The organism is Sphaerotilus sp. (assembly GCF_031429695.1).
Lineage (GTDB): Bacteria > Pseudomonadota > Gammaproteobacteria > Burkholderiales > Burkholderiaceae_C > Sphaerotilus.
Map to the genome: position 1 here is coordinate 24,738 of NZ_JANPAB010000094.1, position 17,048 is coordinate 41,785.

A 17,048-nucleotide genomic window follows, 5' to 3' on the forward strand; every position below is an offset into this window, starting at 1 on the left:
AGAGGGGGTCAGAAACTGAAGTCCTGCAGCAGCACCGGCATGGGTTGCTGCAGTAGAGCGGCCTCGGCCGCCGAGTGGCGTTGCACGTCCCAGAGTTCGAGGTGGTTGCCCATGCCGATGAGCAGCACCTGCCGGCCGAGCGCCGCGGCCGCGCGCAACTCCGGGGAAATCAGCACACGGGAGGCGCTGTCCATCTCGACATCCATGGCGCTGCCGAGCAGGAGGCGCTTCCAGCCGCTGGCCGACAGCGGCAGCGACTCGATGCGGGCACGGAACGTCTCCCACACCGTGCGCGGAAACACCATCAGGCACCCATCGGGATGCCGCGTGAGCGTCAGGCGGTCTTCCGGGATCGCGTGCAGCACCTCGCGCTGACGCGCAGGAACGCTCAGGCGGCCCTTGGCGTCCAGCGCAAGCGCTGAAGTTCCCTGGAAATGAAAACCGGCCACGAATACCCACAAATCAACACGATCTCCCACTGTAGCGGAGAAATTGTCAGGGGGTCAAGAAAGCCATATCGGAATAACCAATGAAATCAAGCACTTAGATCATTTCTACAGCCACTCTCACCGGATTGGCAAAAAAGCCATACAAAAGAAGCACTTAGGGATACCGATCTCCGCGCGGTCCAAGATCACCGACTGAGCCAGTGCCCACCGAACTGTGAAATATGACAAACCCTCGGGCCAGTCACGCCGCCAACGTCTGGTCCGATCCAAAGAGCAGGCAGAACAAGGTGTCACTTTTTCGCCATTCGGGCTCGGGTGGTTTTCACGGGGCGTCGACCCGTCGGGCGTCGTCCGAGTGAGGGGTTGAACCGTTGCAGGTGCATTCGCACTGCCCATGGAGTTTTCACATGCCCTTGCTGATCGCCGCCGTGCTGGTCATCGCCGCCTTGGCGACCACCGCTCCGCCAGCCTTGGCCCAGACCACCGCCTGGCACCAGGAAGACGGTGAACGCAGCGGCCGCATCGCCGATCTGGACGGCCGCCTGCGTGTGCAGCGCGCCAGCGGCGAGGTCGTCGAACTCGGCGACGGCCCGCGCGCACGCCAGATGGCGATCCGCGAAGGCGACCGGCTGCAGACCAGCTGGAACAGCCGCCTGGTGATCGACATTGGCCCGAACCGCCTGAAACTCGACGAAAAGAGCGAACTGCTCGTGCGCCGGCTCGACCGCGACGGCGTCGAGCTGGACCTCGAACGCGGCGGCGTGGTGCTGGAGCTGCGCCGCGGCGAGAGCGCCTGGCGCTGGCAGGTGGACACCGCCGCCGGCCGGCACCAGCCGCACGGCGCCGGCCTGTTCCGCATCGATGCGCCGGACCGGCGAGGCCCCGACGCAGGCAGCGCCACCGCCTGGCGCAGCGCACTGCGCATCGAAAACGAGGACGGCACGCTGCTGCTGCCGCCCGGTCGCCGGGCCGAGCGCGACCGCAACGGCCGTTGGCAGGTCGGAATCCCGCAGGCCGACGCCTTCGCCGCCTGGGCCATGGGGCCAGCCGAGAATGACCAGCCACCTCCTGACGACTGGACCGACCGTCGCCCCCGACACTGGCAAGCCGCGCCCGCTCCCTCCTGGGACACACAGCCCCCGCTGCCCGCACCCCCGCCGCGCGTGATCGTGGTGCCTGCGCCGATCGTGATCGAACCACCCCAGCGCCAGTGGCGCACCCCCATGCCGGAACCACGGGACCAGCGCCCACCACGCTGGGTGGCTCCTGCGCCGGCCCCCATGCCGACTCCGCCGCGAGACACCGCGGTCGCGCCGCCCCGGCCGGACCGACGCGCCCACGACGCTACGCCGCAGATGCTGCCGGCGCCCCCAGTCTCGGCCTCGGCGCCCTCCATGCCGCGCCAGGACGAACCACGCCGCTCGCAGCGCGCGCTCTGACCGGGTGGTTCAGCGGGTGAAGCGGCGCCGGGCATCCAGCCCCAGCCCGCTGGCGACGCTCGCCAACCGCTCGCCCTGCAGCGCCCTGGCCTGGGGAAACGCCGCTGCCAGTCGGTCGGTCAGCAGGTGCAGACCGGTCGAGCCTCCGGTGAAGTACAGCGCGTCGATCTGCTCGATCCGCAGTCCCGCCAGGCGCACCGTTTCCTGGGCTGCGTCGGCGATGCGGCCGATGTCATCGTCCAGCGCACGCTGTGCCTGGGCGGGGGTCATCGTCACCGACAGGCCGCGCTCCACCAGCCGCAGGTCGATGCGGGCCTCGTCACCCGCGGCCGACGCGATCTTCGCCATTTCGGCGCGGCCGAGCAGGTCGTGGCCGAGGTGGTCGTTGACCACCGTCATCAGCCGGGTGTGGTGGCGCAGGTCGGCGTAGTTGATCTTCATCGCGCGCAGCTCCTGCACGCGCTGCGGCCGGTAGACGCTGTTGATGAGGTGCCAGGTCGCCAGGTCGTAGTAGACGCGGCTGGGCACCTCGCGCGCCGGCTGTCCACCAATCGACGGCCCGAGCGCGCCGAACCCGAACTCGCTCAGGATGCTGCCCAATTCAATGCGCCGATCGAAATCGGTGCCTGCGATGTGGATGCCGTGGTGACCGAGCACGTCACTGTGCCGATCGACCCGATCCCGCCGGCTGGGGCCGACCTGCACGATCGAGAAGTCGGACGTGCCCCCGCCAATGTCGGCCACCAGCACGCGCTGGTCGGCGTCGATGCGCGACTCGTAGTCGAACGCGGCAGCCAGCGGCTCGAACTGGAACTGCACCTCCTCGAAGCCCGCGGCCCGCGCCGCCTCTTCCAGCGAGGCCTGCGCCTGCGCATCACGCACAGGGTCATCATCGACGAAGAACACCGGGCGGCCCATCACCACCGCGGTGAGCGCATGGCCCGCGTGGGCTTCGGCGCTGCGCTTGAGGTGGCGCAGGTAGCCGGCGATCACCTCGGCGAAACTCACGGAGCGGCCAGCGCCGATGTCGGTGTGCTGCGCCATCAGCGCTGAACCGAGCACGCTTTTCATCGAGCGCATCAACCGGCCTTCGGTGCCCTCGACATAGGACGCGATGGCCGCACGGCCGACGAGACGTGGCAGGTTCTGCAGGTCCGGCCCTTCGCCGAGGTAGAAGGTGGCGGTCGGCATCGTGGTGGCACCCTCTTCCAGGGGCACCAGCACCATCTCGCCGTTCCGGGGCACGGCCACCGCGGAATTCGAGGTGCCGAAATCAATCGCGCAGAAACGGGAAATGGCTGTCATGGGCGGACACGAGGCGGAGGTCGAGGGGGCGCGCATCATACGGTCCGCCCGCGCACGGCCGACGGGTGTGGCACGCGAGCGACGTCCTTCATGTTGCGATGCAGCATTGCGGGTTACGCTTGGCTCAAGTCGATGTCCGGCCTGCCCCATTCGCCACTTCAGGAGCCGCCGATGCCCCGCACCAACCTCTTCACGCCCGGCCTGCTGCTGGCCGCCACACTGTCCGGCTCGCCCGCGCAGGCCGCCGAGCCACTGCCCCACTTCCAGATCGACCGCAACGAACTCTCGGTCTCCGGCCTGTCGTCGGGTGCCTTCATGGCGGCGCAGCTGCAGGTGGCCTACTCCGCCACCTTCAAGGGCGCGGGCCTCATCGCCGGCGGTCCGTACTACTGCGCTGCCGGCAACATGGCCTACACCAGCATCTGCATGGGCCAGGTGCCGCTGGTCCACCCCAACGCCGCACTGATGGCCGGCGCCGCCCGGCAGTTCGAGTCCGCCGGCCAGATCGACAAGCTGAGCACCCTGAAGGGGCGTCGCCTCTACGTGTTCAGCGGCACGCGGGACACGGTCGTCAAGCAACCGGCCGTCAATGCCACGGTGTCGTTCTTCCAGCAGGTCGGTGTTCCCGCCAGTCAGCTGGTCTACGTCAACAAGGTACCTGCCGGGCACGCCGTGATCACCCCGACCCGCGGCAACGCCTGCGACGCCAACGCCACGCCCTACATCAGCCACTGCGAGGTCAATGGCCAGGGTTACGACCAGTCCGGTGCCTTGCTGGCCCATCTCCATGGCCCGCTGCAACCCAAGGCCAACAGCCTGGCTGGCCGCATGGTGACGTTCAACCAGCGCGCCTTCGCCCCTGCGGGCACGGGCATGGCCGAGGAGGCCTTCCTGTACGTGCCACGGTCCTGCGACGCTGGTCAGACCTGCAAGGTCCATGTCGCCCTCCACGGCTGCGCGCAATCGGCCGAGAAAATAGGCAAGAACTTCATCGCCGACACCGGCTACAACGAATGGGCCGAGAACAACCGCATGCTCGTGCTGTACCCGCAGGTCAACGCCTCGACCGTGCCGTTCAATCCGCAGGGCTGCTGGGACTGGTTCGGTTACACCGGGCCGACCTACGCCTGGAAGGCCGGGCCGCAGATGTCGGCCATCAAGGCGATGGTCGATGCGCTGGGTCAGCGACCTTGATCACGGCGTGACTCCCGCGCGACAATTGCACGACACAAACCAGTACCTTGCCCAGCCATGCGGATCGTCTGCCCCCATTGCCAGCACCGCGGCTTTTCTGCGCTGGACAAGCTCACTGCCAATCCGGCCTGGCCAGCCCGCTGCAAGTATTGCCACAGGCACTCGCACCCACGGCTGGCACTGACGGGCAGCGTATTCGCGCTGACGCTGGGTGAGTTCACATCGGCCACGGCAGCCTTGGTAGGGGATTTGCCTTGGTGGACGGTGGCGGTGGTCACCCTGCTGCTCGCAGGTGCCACCTTCTTGCTGCTTGTGCGCCCGAGCAGGACCACCAACCGCACCCTGACGCGGCGTACCCGTGTCAAGGTGCTGGTGCTGGCGGGTCTGATCGTGGTCGCAGCGTTCGGACTGCTGAGCGTCGTGCACCTGGGCAATTCGGGCCAGCCCGTCGCAGCACCTGCAGCCGAATGAGCGTTCAGTAGCCCTGCGGCGCCTGCTGGTGCCAGTCGGTGGCCTGCTGCAGGGCATGGCCAGCGTGCAGCAGCGCGCCTTCCTGCCAGTAATTGCCGATGAGCTGCAGGCCCACGGGCAGACCACCCGCACCGAACCCCGCCGGCACGCTGATGCCGGGCAAACCGGCCAGTGACGCCGGCAGCGTGAAGATGTCGGCGAGGTACTCGGCCACCGGGTCGGTCTGGCTGCCGATCGGGCGTGCCACGTTCGGCGACACCGGGCCGGCAATCAGATCGCACTGCATGAACGCCGCCTGGAAATCGTCGGCGATCATGCGACGCAGCTTCTGGGCCTGCAGGTAGTAGGCGTCGTAGTACCCGTGTGACAGCACATAGGCGCCGATCATGATCCGGCGCTTCACCTCGGTGCCGAAGCCTTCGCTGCGGCTCTTGCGGTACATGTCGTTCAGATCCTTGTACTGCGCCGCGCGGTGGCCGTAGCGCACGCCATCGAAGCGGCTCAGGTTCGAGCTGGCTTCGGCCGGGGCGATGATGTAGTACACGGGGATCGACAGCTCGGTGCGCGGCAGGCTGACCTCGACCAGCGTGGCGCCGAGCTTTTCCAGCTCCGCAAGTGCTGCCCGGGTCGCGGCCAGCACGTCGGCCGACACGCCCTCGCCGAAGAACTCTCTCGGCAGACCGATGCGCAGGCCGGCCAGCGGGCGGGAGGCGGTCGCGCCTTCGCGCAGCGCGGTGGTCGCTGCCACGAAGTCCGGGACGGGTTGCTCGGCGCTGGTGGCGTCGCGTGGATCGAAGCCGCTCATGGCCTGCAGCAGGTGCGCGCAGTCCAAGGCCGAACGCGCCATCGGCCCCGCCTGGTCCAGGCTCGACGCGAAGGCGATCATCCCGTAGCGTGAGCAGCGGCCATAGGTCGGTTTGATGCCGGTGATGCCCGTCAGTGAAGCGGGCTGGCGCACGGAGCCGCCGGTGTCGGTGCCGGTGGCTGCCGGGATCAGCCGAGCCGCCACCGCGACTGCACTGCCGCCGGACGAACCACCCGGAATGCGGTCGGTGTTCCACGGGTTGCGCGCCGGGGTGTAGGCCGAGTTCTCGTTCGAGCCGCCCATCGCGAACTCGTCGCAGTTGAGCTTGCCCAGCGTCACGGCGCCGGCCGACGCCAGCCGACTGACGACGGTGGCATCGAAGGGGCTGCGGTAACCCTCCAGCATCTTCGAACCGGCGGTGCTCGGGAAGTCGCGGGTGACGAAGATGTCCTTGTGCGCGATCGGCACACCCAGCAGCGTGTGGCCAGCGCCGGTCACGCCGCGCACGCGCCATGCATCGGCGGCGGTGGCCTGGGCCAGCGCGACGTCGGCATCGACCGCCAGGAAGGCACCGAGCGCGGCGTGGGTATTCACGCGGTCCAGCAGGTGGCGGGTCAGTTCGACGCTGGAGACCTGCTTCTGGTCGAGCAGTCGGGACAGTTCGGCCACGCCCAGGGCGTGCAAGGGGGAAGTCGACAAGGTCATGGCTGTTTCACTCGATCTCATTCGATCACGCGCGGCACCAGAAACAGCCCGCCTTCGACGGCCGGGGCGCTTTTCTGGTTGGCGGCACGGTTGTCGGACTCGGTCACCGCGTCCTCGCGCAGACGCAGGACCACGTCCTGCACCGCCGACAGCGGGGTGTACAGCGGGGCCACGCCGGTGGTGTCCACCGCACGCATGCGCTCGACGATGTCGAAGAAACCATTGAGATCGCCCAGCAGACTCGCCTGCTCGGCCTCGCTCAGTTCAAGCCGTGCCAGATTGGCGATGCGGCTCACATCCTGGGGCGTGAGTGCCATTTGTGTGAACTATGAAATGAAATGGGTGCGCGGGGCTCAGATAAGACCCCTACATGGGAGGCCATCAGACGCCGACATGGAGTGGCAGGCCCGGTGTGGACAAGATCACGCCGTAAGCCATGGGGTATTATCACCCGCCCTTTGTTCATGTACCCGTCGGTTCTGGATCAACTGATTGCTGCGTCGCACCACGACACACAATGGGTTGGCGGGCCCCGAATTTCCAGTCCAGTCACGCTCACCAGCAGTCCAAGTCGGCTGTCGGGATGCTTACGAGTTCACCATGTTCGGATCGTTGCGTCGATATTTCTCTACCGATCTTGCGATCGACCTCGGCACTGCCAACACCCTGATCTACGTTCGAGGCACGGGCATCGTGCTGAACGAGCCATCAGTGGTGGCGATACGCCATGAAGGCGGCCCGCACGGCAAGAAGACCATCCAGGCGGTCGGCGCCGAGGCGAAGGCCATGCTTGGCAAGGTGCCGGGCAACATCGAGGCCATCCGCCCGATGAAGGATGGCGTGATCGCCGACTTCACCGTGACCGAGCAGATGCTCAAGCAGTTCATCAAGATGGTGCATCCGCGCTCGCTGCTCAGGCCGAGTCCCCGCATCATCATCTGCGTGCCCTGCGGCTCGACCCAGGTGGAACGCCGCGCGATCCGCGAATCGGCGCTCGGTGCGGGCGCCAGCGAGGTCTACCTGATCGAGGAGCCGATGGCGGCGGCGATCGGTGCCGGCATGCCGGTCTCGGAAGCCTCGGGCTCGATGGTCGTTGACATCGGCGGTGGCACGACCGAGGTCGGCGTCATCTCGCTCGGCGGCATGGTCTACAAGGGCTCGGTGCGGGTTGGCGGCGACAAGTTCGACGAAGCCATCATCAACTACATCCGCCGCAACTACGGCATGCTGATCGGCGAGCCCACCGCCGAGGCCATCAAGAAGGAAATCGGTTCGGCCTTCCCCGGCTCCGAGATCAAGGAGATGGAAGTCAAGGGCCGCAACCTGAGCGAAGGCGTGCCGCGCAGCTTCACGGTCTCGTCCAACGAGATCCTGGAGGCGCTGACCGACCCGCTCAACCAGATCGTCTCCTCCGTCAAGAAGGCACTGGAGCAGACTCCGCCCGAACTCGGCGCCGACATCGCCGACCGTGGCATGATGCTGACCGGCGGCGGAGCCCTGCTGCGCGACCTCGATCGGCTGCTGGCCGAGGAAACCGGCCTGCCGGTGCTGATCGCCGAGGATCCGCTGACCTGCGTCGTGCGCGGCTGCGGCATGGCGCTGGAGCGCATGGAGCGCCTGGGCTCGATCTTCACCTCGGAGTGAGCGCGTGCCGTCCTCGGTGATTTCGGCGAAGGCAGGCGCCTGCTGACATGCCACTGGGCACCCTGGATCGATCTCCACCGCCGTTTTTTCGACAGGGCCCCTCGGCCCTGTCGCGGCTGCTGTTCTTCGCGTCGCTGTCGGTGCTGCTGATGGCCGCGGATACGCGGGTCGGGCTGACGACGCCGCTGCGCACGGCTGCGGCCGTGGTGCTCCATCCGATCGAACGGGCCTTGCTGGTGCCGGTGCGCGGTGCGGGCTCGATAAACGACTACCTCTCCGGTATCGCACAGGCCCAGCAGACCACCGAGCGCGCCCGCGCCGAATTGACCCGCCAGGCCGAACGTTCGCTGCAGGCCGAGCAACTGCTGCAGGAAAACGCCCGGCTGCGTGCGCTGCTGGAGCTGCGCACGCGGCTGTCTGTCCGTGCTCGGGCTGCGGAAGTGCTCTATGACGCGCCCGATCCGTACACGCGCAAGATCATCATCGACCGCGGCAGCAACCAGGGTGTCCAGCACGGATCGCCCGTGATCAACGAGCTGGGCGTGATCGGACAGGTCACGCGCGTCTACCCGATGACCTCCGAAATCACGCTGGTGGTCGACGAGAACGCGGCCATCCCCGTGCACAACATCCGCACCGGCCACCGCGGGGTGGCCTTTGGCGACCCGTCGGTCGACAGCATGGAGTTGCGCTTCGTCGCGGCCAATGCCGATGTGCAAGTGGGCGACATCCTGCAGACCTCCGGGCTGGACGGTGTGTACCCGCCTGGCCTGCCAGTGGCGAAGGTCAGTCGGCTCGACCGCCGCACGCAGTCCGACTTCGCCAAGATCGCGCTGATCCCGGCCACCCTGCCCGACAGCGTGCGGCATGTGCTGGTGCTCGAACCGGTGGGCACGCAGCAGCCGCCCAAGCCGACGCCGGCCGACGCCGGGCTGCCGGTCCACGCCAAGGACGCCCCGCCCGCCAAACCCGCCGCCAAGGGAGCACGCAAGCCATGATGCCCCGCTCCGCGGACCAGTTGCTGCTGCCGGTGAATCCGTGGTTCATGTGGACCACGCTGCTCATCGCGCTGGCCTTGAATCTGGTGCCGATCGGGCGCCAGCCGGCCATGCCCGACTTCATCGCGCTGGCCCTCGTGTTCTGGAACGTGCACCAGCCTCGCCGGGTCGGTGTCGGCACGGCGTTCATGTTCGGCCTGCTGATGGACGTGCACCAGGGCGGCCTGCTCGGCCAGCACGCCATGGCCTACACGCTGGTGAGCTACTTCGCCATCACCATCCACCGCCGCCTGCTGTGGTTCACGGCGCCGGCCCAGGCCGTGCACGTGCTGCCGCTGTTCGCGGCGGCGCACCTCACCTCGCTGCTGCTGCGCATGGCCTCTGGCGGTGACTTTCCCGGTTGGCCGGTGCTGCTGTCGCCGGTCGTCGAAAGCCTGCTGTGGCCGCTGGTGAGCCTGGCGCTGCTCGCGCCGCAGCGGCGTGCGCCGGATCCTGACAAGAACCGTCCGCTGTGAAGCGCTCGGGTCTGGGTGCGATGACTGAACTGCGCAACGTCGAACAGGAGATCGACCGCTTCCGCATCCGGCTGATCGTCGCGGCGCTGGTGGTGCTGTGCAGCTTCGGGCTGCTCGTGGCGCGGCTGTTCACGCTGCAGGTCATCAAGTTCGACGAGCTGACCACCAAGGCCGAGAACAACCGCATTGCCGTGGTGCCCATCGTGCCCAACCGCGGTCTGATCGTGGACCGCAACGGCGTCGTGCTGGCCGACAACTACTCGGCCTACACCCTGGAAATCACGCGCTCGCAGCTCGAAGACGAACTGGAGTCGGTGATCGACCAGCTCGGCGAGGTCGTGGAGGTCCAGCCGCGCGACCGCCGCCGCTTCAAGCGCCTGATGGGCGACTCCAAGAGCTTCGAGTCCATCCCGATCCGCACCAAGCTGAGCGACGAGGAAGTGGCCCGCTTCACGGCCCAGCGCTACCGCTTCCCCGGCGTCGAGATCAAGGCCCGGCTGTTCCGCAACTATCCCTACGGCGAGCTGGGCGGCCACGTGCTGGGCTACATCGGCCGCATCAACCAGCGCGAGAAGGACGACATGGCCGACTGGTCCGACGAGGACCAGGCCAACTACCGCGGCACCGACATCATCGGCAAGCTCGGCATCGAGCAGAGCTACGAGCGCGAACTGCACGGCTCCACCGGCTTCGAGGAGGTCGAGACCAGCGCTGGCGGCCACCCGGTCCGCAGACTGCGCTCCGAGCCGGCGACCCCGGGCAACACCGTGCGCCTGTCCATCGACATCAAGCTGCAAGGCCTGATCGAGGAACTGTTCGGCACCCGGCGCGGCGCGCTGGTGGCGATCGATCCGCGCAATGGCGAGGTACTCGCCTTCGTCAGCAAGCCTGGCTTCGATCCGAACCTGTTCGTCGGCGGCATCGACCAGGATTCGTGGAAAGAACTCAACGAGTCCCTCGACAAGCCCATGCTCAACCGGGCGCTGCGCGGCACCTACCCGCCCGGCTCGACCTACAAGCCCTTCATGGCCATGGCCGCGCTGGTCACCGGCAAGCGCACCGCCGGCCAGGTCATCTACGACAACGGTTTCTTCATGTTCGGCAACCACCGCTTCCGCAGCCACGGCGACGGTGGCCTGGGCGCCGTGGACATGACGCGCTCGATCGTGCAGTCGAGCAACGTCTACTACTACGGCCTGGCCAACGACATGGGCGTCGATCTGATCCACGACCAGATGGACCTCTACACCTTCGGGCGCAAGACGGGCATCGACCTGGAAGGCGAGTCCACCGGCGACCTGCCCTCGACCGAGTGGAAACGCAACAAGTACAAGCGCCCCGAGCAGAAGCGCTGGTACGCGGGCGAAACCATCTCGCTGGGCATCGGACAGGGCTACAACAACTTCACCATGCTGCAGCTGGCCACCGCCATGTCCACGCTGGTGTCCGGCGGTCTGCGCTTCGAGCCGCGGGTGGTGCACCAGATCGAGAACGTCGTCACCCGCGAGCGGCGCACGGTGTCCTCGCACGCCGTCCCTCCGCTGGACCTCAAGCCCGAGCATGTGGCCGTGATCCGCCGCGCGCTGTACGGCGTGACGCAGACGGGCACCTCGGCCAAGGTCTTCGTCGGCGCGCCCTACCAGAGCGGTGGCAAGACCGGGACGGCGCAGGCGGTCGGCGTGCGCCAGAACGAGAAGTACAACGCCTCCAAGCTCGCCGATTACCAGCGCGATCACTCGCTCTACACCGCCTTCGCGCCGCTGGACGAGCCGCGCATCGCGCTGGCCATCATCGTCGAGAACGCTGGTTTTGGTGCCGAAGCCGCTGCCCCGATCGCGCGTCGGGTACTCGACTACGTGATCTCCGGCGTCTACCCCACCCCGGAAGACCTCGCCATCGTCCAGAAGGGCCACGGCTCGGCGCCGATCGGACCAGGTCTGCCGGTGGCCTCCGTGCCACTGCCGCCGACCCGGGCAGCCGGCGTGGATGCGGAATCGGTGGCGACGTCCGCTGCCGCGAGTGCCCTGGCCTTTCCGGCGTCGGGCGCGCTGGCGGCCTCCGCTCCAGCCGCTGCCACATCCGTGCCGGGCATGGCGGCCGCCCCGTCCTCCAGGGTGATGCTTTCGCCACTCGCGCCGGAACGCCCGCTGAAGTGGGTGCCGCGCCGAACGCCGCCAACCGTGAGCACACCATGATCCTGCAGTCCTCGTTCGGGCAACCCACGCTGTGGCAGCGGATGCGCCCCTGGTTCAGCGGATTCGATCCGCTGCTGCTGCTGGCGATGCTGGCGCTCGCCTGCATCGGGCTGACAGCGATGTACTCCGCCGGCTTCGACAACGGCGCCCGTTTCACGCTGCAGATCCGCAACATGGTGCTGGCCGGCACCGTGTTCTTCCTGGTCGCGCAGGTGCCGCCGCAGCGGTTCATGGCGCTGGCCGTGCCGCTGTACACCGTGGGCATGGTCCTGCTGGTGCTGACGGCACTGTTCGGCATCGACCCGACCCACAAGGGCGCGCGCCGCTGGCTCAACGTCGGCATCGTCATCCAGCCCAGCGAAATCCTGAAGATCGCCACGCCCCTGATGGTGGCCTGGTGGTTCCAGCGCCGCGAGGGGCGCCCCCGCACCGGCGACATCGCACAGGCCTTCCTGCTCGTGCTCATGCCGTTCCTGCTGGTGGCGAAGCAACCCGACCTCGGCACCGGCATCCTGATCTTCTCGGCCGGTTTCTTCGTCATCTTCTTCGCCGGGCTGTCGTGGAAGGCCATCCTGCCGGTCGGCATCGTCGGCATCGCGGCCATCGTCGCGATGGTGCTGGCCGGGCCGACCCTCTGCGAGCCGGACGTGGACTGGCAGGTGCTGCACACCTACCAGAAGAACCGCATCTGCACCTTGCTCGACCCGACCCGCGACCCGCTGGGCAAGGGCTTCCACATCATCCAGGGCATGATCGCCATCGGCTCGGGCGGCGTCACCGGCAAGGGGTTCATGAAGGGCACCCAGACCCACCTGGAGTTCATTCCGGAGCGCACCTCGGACTTCATCTTCGCCGCCTTCTCGGAGGAGTTCGGCCTGATGGGTGATCTCGCGCTGATCACCTGCTACACCTTCCTGATCGTGCGTGGCCTGATGATCGCCTTCGAGGCGCCGACCACTTTCTCCCGGCTCATGGCCGGCGCGATCACGATGAGCGTGTTCGTCTACGCCATGGTCAACATGGGCATGGTCAGCGGCATCCTGCCCGTGGTGGGCGTGCCACTGCCGTTCATGAGCTACGGCGGAACCGCCCTGGTGACGCTGGGCCTGTCGCTGGGCATCCTGATGTCGATCGCGCGATCAAGGCGTCTGATGCAGAGCTGAGGGCAGCTCTGCATCAGACGCGGCGGCCGACGGTGCGTGGCGCAGGCGGATGGTGAACCGGGCGCCCGGCCCCTCGCCAGGCGGCACCTGGGCTGCAGCACGGGCATCGTCGAGCACCACCGTCGTCCCGTGCTGCTGGGCAATCTCCGCCACGATGGCCAGCCCCAGGCCCGATCCGTCGACGGTCGTGCCGAGCGCCCGGTAGAAGGGCTGAAACACCAGATCGCGCTCGCCGGCGGGAATGCCCGGCCCCGAATCCTCGATCTGCAGCACCACCACCTGCCCGAACGGATCCGGCACCACCCGCACCGTCACCGTGCCGCGCCGCGGCGTGTAATGCAACGCGTTGTCCACCAGGTTGGTGATCAGCTCGCGCAGCAGCATCGAGTGTCCCAGCACCCGCGTGTCACCCGGGCGGCGCAGTCCGCTGGGTACCTGCGTGTCCGGCCCCTCGAAGCCCAGGTCGATGCCAGCATCCAGCGACTGCGGCACGAAATCGCGCACCACGTCGGTGGCCAGTGCCTCCAGATCGACCTCGTCACGCGCTGCCGTACCGGCCTTGGCATCGGCGCGGGCCATCGACAGCAGCTGGTTGACCATGTGCGCCGCACGCTGCGAGGCATGCGCCATCTGGGCCAGCGAAGCCTTCATGACCTTCGGGTCACCGTGGCCGGCGTCGATCTCGCGCGTGGCCAGTTCCGCCTGCATGCGCAGGCCCGCCAGTGGCGTCTTGAGCTGGTGTGCAGCATCGGCGAGAAAGCGTTTCTGCGTCACCAGCGCGGTCTGCTGGCGCTCCAGCAGATCGTTGATCGACTGCACCAGTGGCGAGACCTCCTCCGGCACCTCGTGCACGTCGATGGGCGAGAGGTCGTCGCTGTCGCGCTCGCGGATGCGCTGCTGCAGCGCGTTCAGCGGCGCCAGCCCGCGCACCAGCGCCAGCCACACCAGCAGCACCGCCACCGGAAGAATCACGAACTGCGGCAGGATCACGCCCTTGATGATCTCGGTGGCCAGCCGCGAGCGCTTGGTCAGCGTCTCGGCCACCTGCACCAGCACCGCCCGCTCGCCCGCCCCGCCGTTGATCCACTGGTAGGCCACGCGCACGCTGTCGCCACGCACCTCATCGTCGCGCACGCGCATCTCGCCCAGTACCCGTGGATCGTCCTCGGCGGGAAGCATCAGGTCACGGTCGCCGCTGACGAACTCGCCCCGCGGCCCCAGCACCTGGTAGTAGACGTTGTCGACCTCGTCGGCCCGCAGCATGCGCGCGGTCTCGCGCGAGAGGTCGAAGTAGACACTGTCACCCCGCACCTCGACGCGCTGCGCCAGCGAACGCACCGACTCGATCAGCGCCCGGTCATAAGGGCGGCTGGCGATACCCTGCGCGGCCAGCCACGTCAGCGCCAGGCTCATCGGCCACAGCAGCAGCAACGGTGCGAGCATCCAGTCCAGGATCTCGCCGAACAGCGATCGCTGTTCGCGCCGACGCGGCGAGACTTCAGGCAGCGGCGATCTTCTCAAGGCAGTAGCCCAGCCCCCGGACCGTGGCAATGCGGATCGGCCCCTGCTCGATCTTCTTGCGCAACCGGTGGATATAGACCTCGATGGCGTTGTTGCTCACCTCCTCGCCCCACTCGCACAGGCGCTCGACGAGCTGGTCCTTGCTCACGAGGCGGCCGGCGCGCTGCAGCAGCACCTCCAGCAGGCTGAGTTCGCGCGCCGACAGGTCGATCATCTGCTCGTTGATGTAGGCCACGCGGCCAGTGGCGTCGAAGGTGAGCGGGCCGTGCTTGATCAGCGCGCTGGCGGATCCCAGACCACGCCGCGTCAGCGCCCGCACGCGGGCTTCGAGTTCCTGCAGCGAGAAGGGCTTGGCCATGTAGTCGTCTGCACCGAGGTCCAGGCCCTTGACGCGCTGCTCGATCGAGTCGGCCGCCGTCAGGATCAGCACCGGCACCGACGAGCCACGCGCACGCAACTTCTTCAGCACCTCCAGACCGTGCAATTTCGGCAGACCCAGGTCCAGGATCAGCATGTCGAACTCGTGGGCGGCCAGCGCCGCGTCGGCCTCCGAGCCGTTGCCCACATGGTCGACGGCGTATCCTGCAGAGCGCAGGCTGCGCAGCAAACCGTCGGCCAGAATCTGGTCATCTTCAGCGATGAGAATGCGCATGGGGTCTGTCTCCTCTTGTCCCCTGGGGACGGGGTCTGTCCGAGATTATCGCCCTCAAAAAACTGTACAAACATCCAGCATTTGACATAATGGCACATCCACCCAGGAGAACTTCGATGGACGCCCCGAGCAAATCCAACCCGAACGGCACCGCCCTCAGCACCGAAAAAGCCAAAGCCCTGCAGGCCGCACTGGCCCAGATCGAAAAGCAGTTCGGCAAAGGCTCGATCATGCGGCTCGGTGAAGGCGAGGTCGTCCCCGACATCCAGGTCTGCTCCACCGGCTCGCTCGGTCTGGACATCGCGCTCGGCGTCGGTGGCCTGCCCCGCGGCCGCGTCGTCGAGATCTACGGCCCGGAGTCGTCCGGCAAGACCACGCTCACGCTGCAGGTCATCGCCGAAATGCAGAAGCTTGCCGGCGTCTGCGCCTTCATCGATGCCGAACATGCGCTCGATGCCCAGTACGCCCAGAAACTCGGCGTCAACCTGCAGGATCTGCTGATCAGCCAGCCCGACACCGGCGAGCAGGCACTGGAAATCGTCGATGCGCTGGTGCGTTCCGGTTCGGTCGATCTGATCGTCATCGACTCGGTCGCGGCGCTGACCCCCAAGGCCGAACTCGAAGGCGAGATGGGCGATTCCCTGCCCGGCCTGCAAGCCCGCCTCATGAGCCAAGCCCTGCGCAAGCTCACCGCCACGATCAAGAAGACCAACTGCATGGTCATCTTCATCAACCAGATCCGCATGAAGATCGGCGTGATGTTCGGCAGCCCCGAGACCACCACCGGCGGCAACGCGCTGAAGTTCTACGCCTCCGTGCGCCTGGACATCCGCCGTGTCGGTTCGATCAAGAAGGGCGAGGAAGTCATCGGCAGCGAGACCCGCGTCAAGGTGGTGAAGAACAAGGTCGCACCGCCGTTCAAGACCGCTGATTTCGACATCCTCTACGGCGAAGGCATCAGCCGCGAGGGCGAAATCATCGACCTGGGTGTCACGGCCAAGATCGTGGACAAGTCCGGCGCCTGGTACGCCTACAAGGGCGAGAAGATCGGCCAGGGCAAGGACAACTCGCGCGAGTTCCTGCGCGAGAACCCTGCGCTGGCCTACGAAATCGAGAACCGCATCCGCGAGTCGCTCGACATCAGCCCGCTGCCCCCGATGGGCAGCGAGAAGGCCTGACCACCCGGACGGAGCCACGGTTGCAAGCCACGCTCAGTCTCAAGGGTCGGGCGCTGAAGTACCTTGCGGCGCGTGAGCATTCGCGCAGCGAACTGATGCGCAAGCTCGCCCCGCACGCCGAGGACCGGGCCGAGATCGAACGGGTGCTGGACGACCTGCAGAGCCGTGGCTTTCTGAGCGAAGAGCGTTTTGTCGCCTCGGTGGTCCACCGCCGTGCGGCCGGCCACGGCACCGCCCGCATCCGCCAGGAACTGAGCCTCAAGGGCATCACGGCCGACCAGATGCGCGCGCCGCTGGAAGAACTCCAGTCCAGCGAGCTGGCCCGCGCCCACGCTGTCTGGGCGCGCCGGTTTGGCAGCCCAGCCACCGAGCCACGCGAGCAAGCCCGGCAGATGCGTTTCCTGATGGCCCGGGGGTTTTCAGGCGACGTGGTGCGGCGGGTGCTCAAGGGCGAGTTGCCCGAGTCCTTCGACGACGCCGCGCCAGACACCGACGACCTGCCCTGACAGGTTGCACGCCCAGGTACACAGCGGTTACCACGCATGCGATTGCCGCAGTGCAGCATGCTAAAGTTCACGCGCTTCGGCATCGCCGCCGAACGAGGCGCCCACTGCTGCGCGCCACCTCTACGCCATGCAGCTCCGCATCGTTCCCAATCTCTCCAAGAGTTCAACCCGATGAAGATCCACGAATACCAAGGCAAGGAAGTTCTGCGCCAGTTCGACGTGCCGGTGCCGCGAGGCTATGCGGCGTTCACGGTGCAGGAGGCGGTGGAAGCCGCGCAGAAGCTGGGCGGGCCGGTGTGGGTCGTGAA

General features: G+C 67.3%; 17 protein-coding genes. 11 read left to right on the top strand and 6 right to left on the bottom strand.

What is annotated here, in order from left to right:
* Positions 1-8 precede the first annotated feature (8 nt).
* Entirely contained in the window at positions 9-449 is a 441-nt protein-coding gene (locus RMP06_RS18270; RefSeq protein ID WP_310463223.1) for a division/cell wall cluster transcriptional repressor MraZ, read from the bottom strand.
* A gap of 407 nt (positions 450-856) precedes the next feature.
* Between RMP06_RS18270 and RMP06_RS18275 the strand changes: the two genes are divergently transcribed.
* Positions 857-1,888, top strand: coding sequence for a hypothetical protein (locus RMP06_RS18275; protein WP_310463224.1), 1,032 nt, complete (start codon positions 857-859; stop codon positions 1,886-1,888).
* 9 nt (positions 1,889-1,897) lie between these two features.
* On the opposite strand, the gene RMP06_RS18280 is transcribed toward RMP06_RS18275, so the two are convergent.
* The gene (locus RMP06_RS18280) at positions 1,898-3,193 is read right to left on the bottom strand and encodes an Hsp70 family protein (protein ID WP_310463225.1); all 1,296 of its coding nucleotides are present in this window, start codon (positions 3,191-3,193) and stop codon (positions 1,898-1,900) included.
* A 171-nt stretch (positions 3,194-3,364) separates the two neighbouring features.
* Between RMP06_RS18280 and RMP06_RS18285 the strand changes: the two genes are divergently transcribed.
* Both RMP06_RS18285 and RMP06_RS18290 read left to right on the top strand, forming a co-directional pair.
* Positions 3,365-4,387 carry an extracellular catalytic domain type 2 short-chain-length polyhydroxyalkanoate depolymerase gene (locus tag RMP06_RS18285; protein WP_310463226.1) on the top strand — a complete coding sequence of 341 codons (1,023 nt, stop codon included), beginning with the start codon at positions 3,365-3,367 and terminating at the stop codon, positions 4,385-4,387.
* 57 nt (positions 4,388-4,444) lie between these two features.
* Positions 4,445-4,858 (top strand): hypothetical protein, encoded by a 414-nt coding sequence (locus RMP06_RS18290; protein WP_310463227.1) that lies wholly within the window; start codon positions 4,445-4,447, stop codon positions 4,856-4,858.
* Between the two features lie 4 nt (positions 4,859-4,862).
* Here the strand turns inward: RMP06_RS18290 and gatA are convergent, their stop codons facing one another.
* On the bottom strand, positions 4,863-6,368 hold the full coding sequence (gene gatA, locus RMP06_RS18295; RefSeq protein WP_310463228.1) for an Asp-tRNA(Asn)/Glu-tRNA(Gln) amidotransferase subunit GatA: 1,506 nt from the start codon (positions 6,366-6,368) through the stop codon (positions 4,863-4,865).
* A gap of 17 nt (positions 6,369-6,385) precedes the next feature.
* A complete protein-coding gene (gene gatC, locus RMP06_RS18300) occupies positions 6,386-6,685 on the bottom strand; it encodes an Asp-tRNA(Asn)/Glu-tRNA(Gln) amidotransferase subunit GatC (RefSeq protein ID WP_310463229.1) in 300 nt (99 codons plus the stop codon).
* Positions 6,686-6,968: 283 nt separating this feature from the next.
* Here gatC and RMP06_RS18305 point away from each other — a divergent pair, with 283 nt between their 5' ends.
* Genes RMP06_RS18305 through rodA form a run of 5 tightly spaced genes read left to right on the top strand, consistent with a single transcriptional unit; the run spans position 6,969 to position 12,883 of the window.
* Positions 6,969-8,012 carry a rod shape-determining protein gene (locus RMP06_RS18305; protein WP_310463230.1) on the top strand — a complete coding sequence of 348 codons (1,044 nt, stop codon included), beginning with the start codon at positions 6,969-6,971 and terminating at the stop codon, positions 8,010-8,012.
* 47 nt (positions 8,013-8,059) lie between these two features.
* Positions 8,060-9,010, top strand: a complete 951-nt coding sequence (gene mreC / locus RMP06_RS18310) for a rod shape-determining protein MreC (protein WP_310463231.1) — start codon at positions 8,060-8,062, stop codon at positions 9,008-9,010.
* Positions 9,007-9,525 (top strand): rod shape-determining protein MreD, encoded by a 519-nt coding sequence (gene mreD, locus RMP06_RS18315; RefSeq protein WP_310463232.1) that lies wholly within the window; start codon positions 9,007-9,009, stop codon positions 9,523-9,525. Before mreC ends, mreD begins: the two co-directional genes overlap by 4 nt.
* Positions 9,526-9,545: 20 nt before the next feature.
* Complete coding sequence (gene mrdA, locus RMP06_RS18320; RefSeq protein WP_310463233.1) at positions 9,546-11,720, top strand: penicillin-binding protein 2; 2,175 nt, start codon at positions 9,546-9,548, stop codon at positions 11,718-11,720.
* Positions 11,721-11,722: 2 nt separating this feature from the next.
* Entirely contained in the window at positions 11,723-12,883 is a 1,161-nt protein-coding gene (rodA, locus tag RMP06_RS18325) for a rod shape-determining protein RodA (protein WP_310463238.1), read from the top strand.
* Here the strand turns inward: rodA and RMP06_RS18330 are convergent.
* Positions 12,860-14,326 (bottom strand): sensor histidine kinase, encoded by a 1,467-nt coding sequence (locus RMP06_RS18330; protein ID WP_310463239.1) that lies wholly within the window; start codon positions 14,324-14,326, stop codon positions 12,860-12,862. The genes rodA and RMP06_RS18330 overlap by 24 nt on opposite strands.
* 55 nt (positions 14,327-14,381) lie before the next feature.
* Positions 14,382-15,056, bottom strand: a complete 675-nt coding sequence (locus RMP06_RS18335) for a response regulator transcription factor (RefSeq protein WP_310463234.1) — start codon at positions 15,054-15,056, stop codon at positions 14,382-14,384.
* Between the two features lie 116 nt (positions 15,057-15,172).
* Between RMP06_RS18335 and recA the strand changes: the two genes are divergently transcribed.
* From recA to RMP06_RS18350, 3 genes are all read left to right on the top strand, one after another.
* A complete protein-coding gene (recA, locus tag RMP06_RS18340; RefSeq protein ID WP_310463235.1) occupies positions 15,173-16,234 on the top strand; it encodes a recombinase RecA in 1,062 nt (353 codons plus the stop codon).
* A 20-nt stretch (positions 16,235-16,254) separates the two neighbouring features.
* The gene (gene recX, locus RMP06_RS18345; protein WP_310463236.1) at positions 16,255-16,740 is read left to right on the top strand and encodes a recombination regulator RecX; all 486 of its coding nucleotides are present in this window, start codon (positions 16,255-16,257) and stop codon (positions 16,738-16,740) included.
* Between the two features lie 171 nt (positions 16,741-16,911).
* Positions 16,912-17,048, top strand: a 137-nt coding sequence (locus RMP06_RS18350) for an ATP-grasp domain-containing protein (RefSeq protein WP_310463240.1), incomplete at its 3' end; no start/stop codon positions are given.

Coding starts and splice junctions, on each gene's coding strand:
- RMP06_RS18305 (WP_310463230.1), top strand. CDS start 6,969: ATGTTCGGATCGTTGCGTCGATATTTCTCTACCGATCTTGCGATCGAC.
- gatC (WP_310463229.1), bottom strand. CDS start 6,685: ATGGCACTCACGCCCCAGGATGTGAGCCGCATCGCCAATCTGGCACGG.
- RMP06_RS18330 (WP_310463239.1), bottom strand. CDS start 14,326: ATGCTCGCACCGTTGCTGCTGCTGTGGCCGATGAGCCTGGCGCTGACG.
- mrdA (WP_310463233.1), top strand. CDS start 9,546: ATGACTGAACTGCGCAACGTCGAACAGGAGATCGACCGCTTCCGCATC.
- RMP06_RS18275 (WP_310463224.1), top strand. CDS start 857: ATGCCCTTGCTGATCGCCGCCGTGCTGGTCATCGCCGCCTTGGCGACC.
- mreC (WP_310463231.1), top strand. CDS start 8,060: ATGCCACTGGGCACCCTGGATCGATCTCCACCGCCGTTTTTTCGACAG.
- RMP06_RS18285 (WP_310463226.1), top strand. CDS start 3,365: ATGCCCCGCACCAACCTCTTCACGCCCGGCCTGCTGCTGGCCGCCACA.
- RMP06_RS18280 (WP_310463225.1), bottom strand. CDS start 3,193: ATGACAGCCATTTCCCGTTTCTGCGCGATTGATTTCGGCACCTCGAAT.
- mreD (WP_310463232.1), top strand. CDS start 9,007: ATGATGCCCCGCTCCGCGGACCAGTTGCTGCTGCCGGTGAATCCGTGG.
- RMP06_RS18290 (WP_310463227.1), top strand. CDS start 4,445: ATGCGGATCGTCTGCCCCCATTGCCAGCACCGCGGCTTTTCTGCGCTG.
- gatA (WP_310463228.1), bottom strand. CDS start 6,368: ATGACCTTGTCGACTTCCCCCTTGCACGCCCTGGGCGTGGCCGAACTG.
- recA (WP_310463235.1), top strand. CDS start 15,173: ATGGACGCCCCGAGCAAATCCAACCCGAACGGCACCGCCCTCAGCACC.
- RMP06_RS18335 (WP_310463234.1), bottom strand. CDS start 15,056: ATGCGCATTCTCATCGCTGAAGATGACCAGATTCTGGCCGACGGTTTG.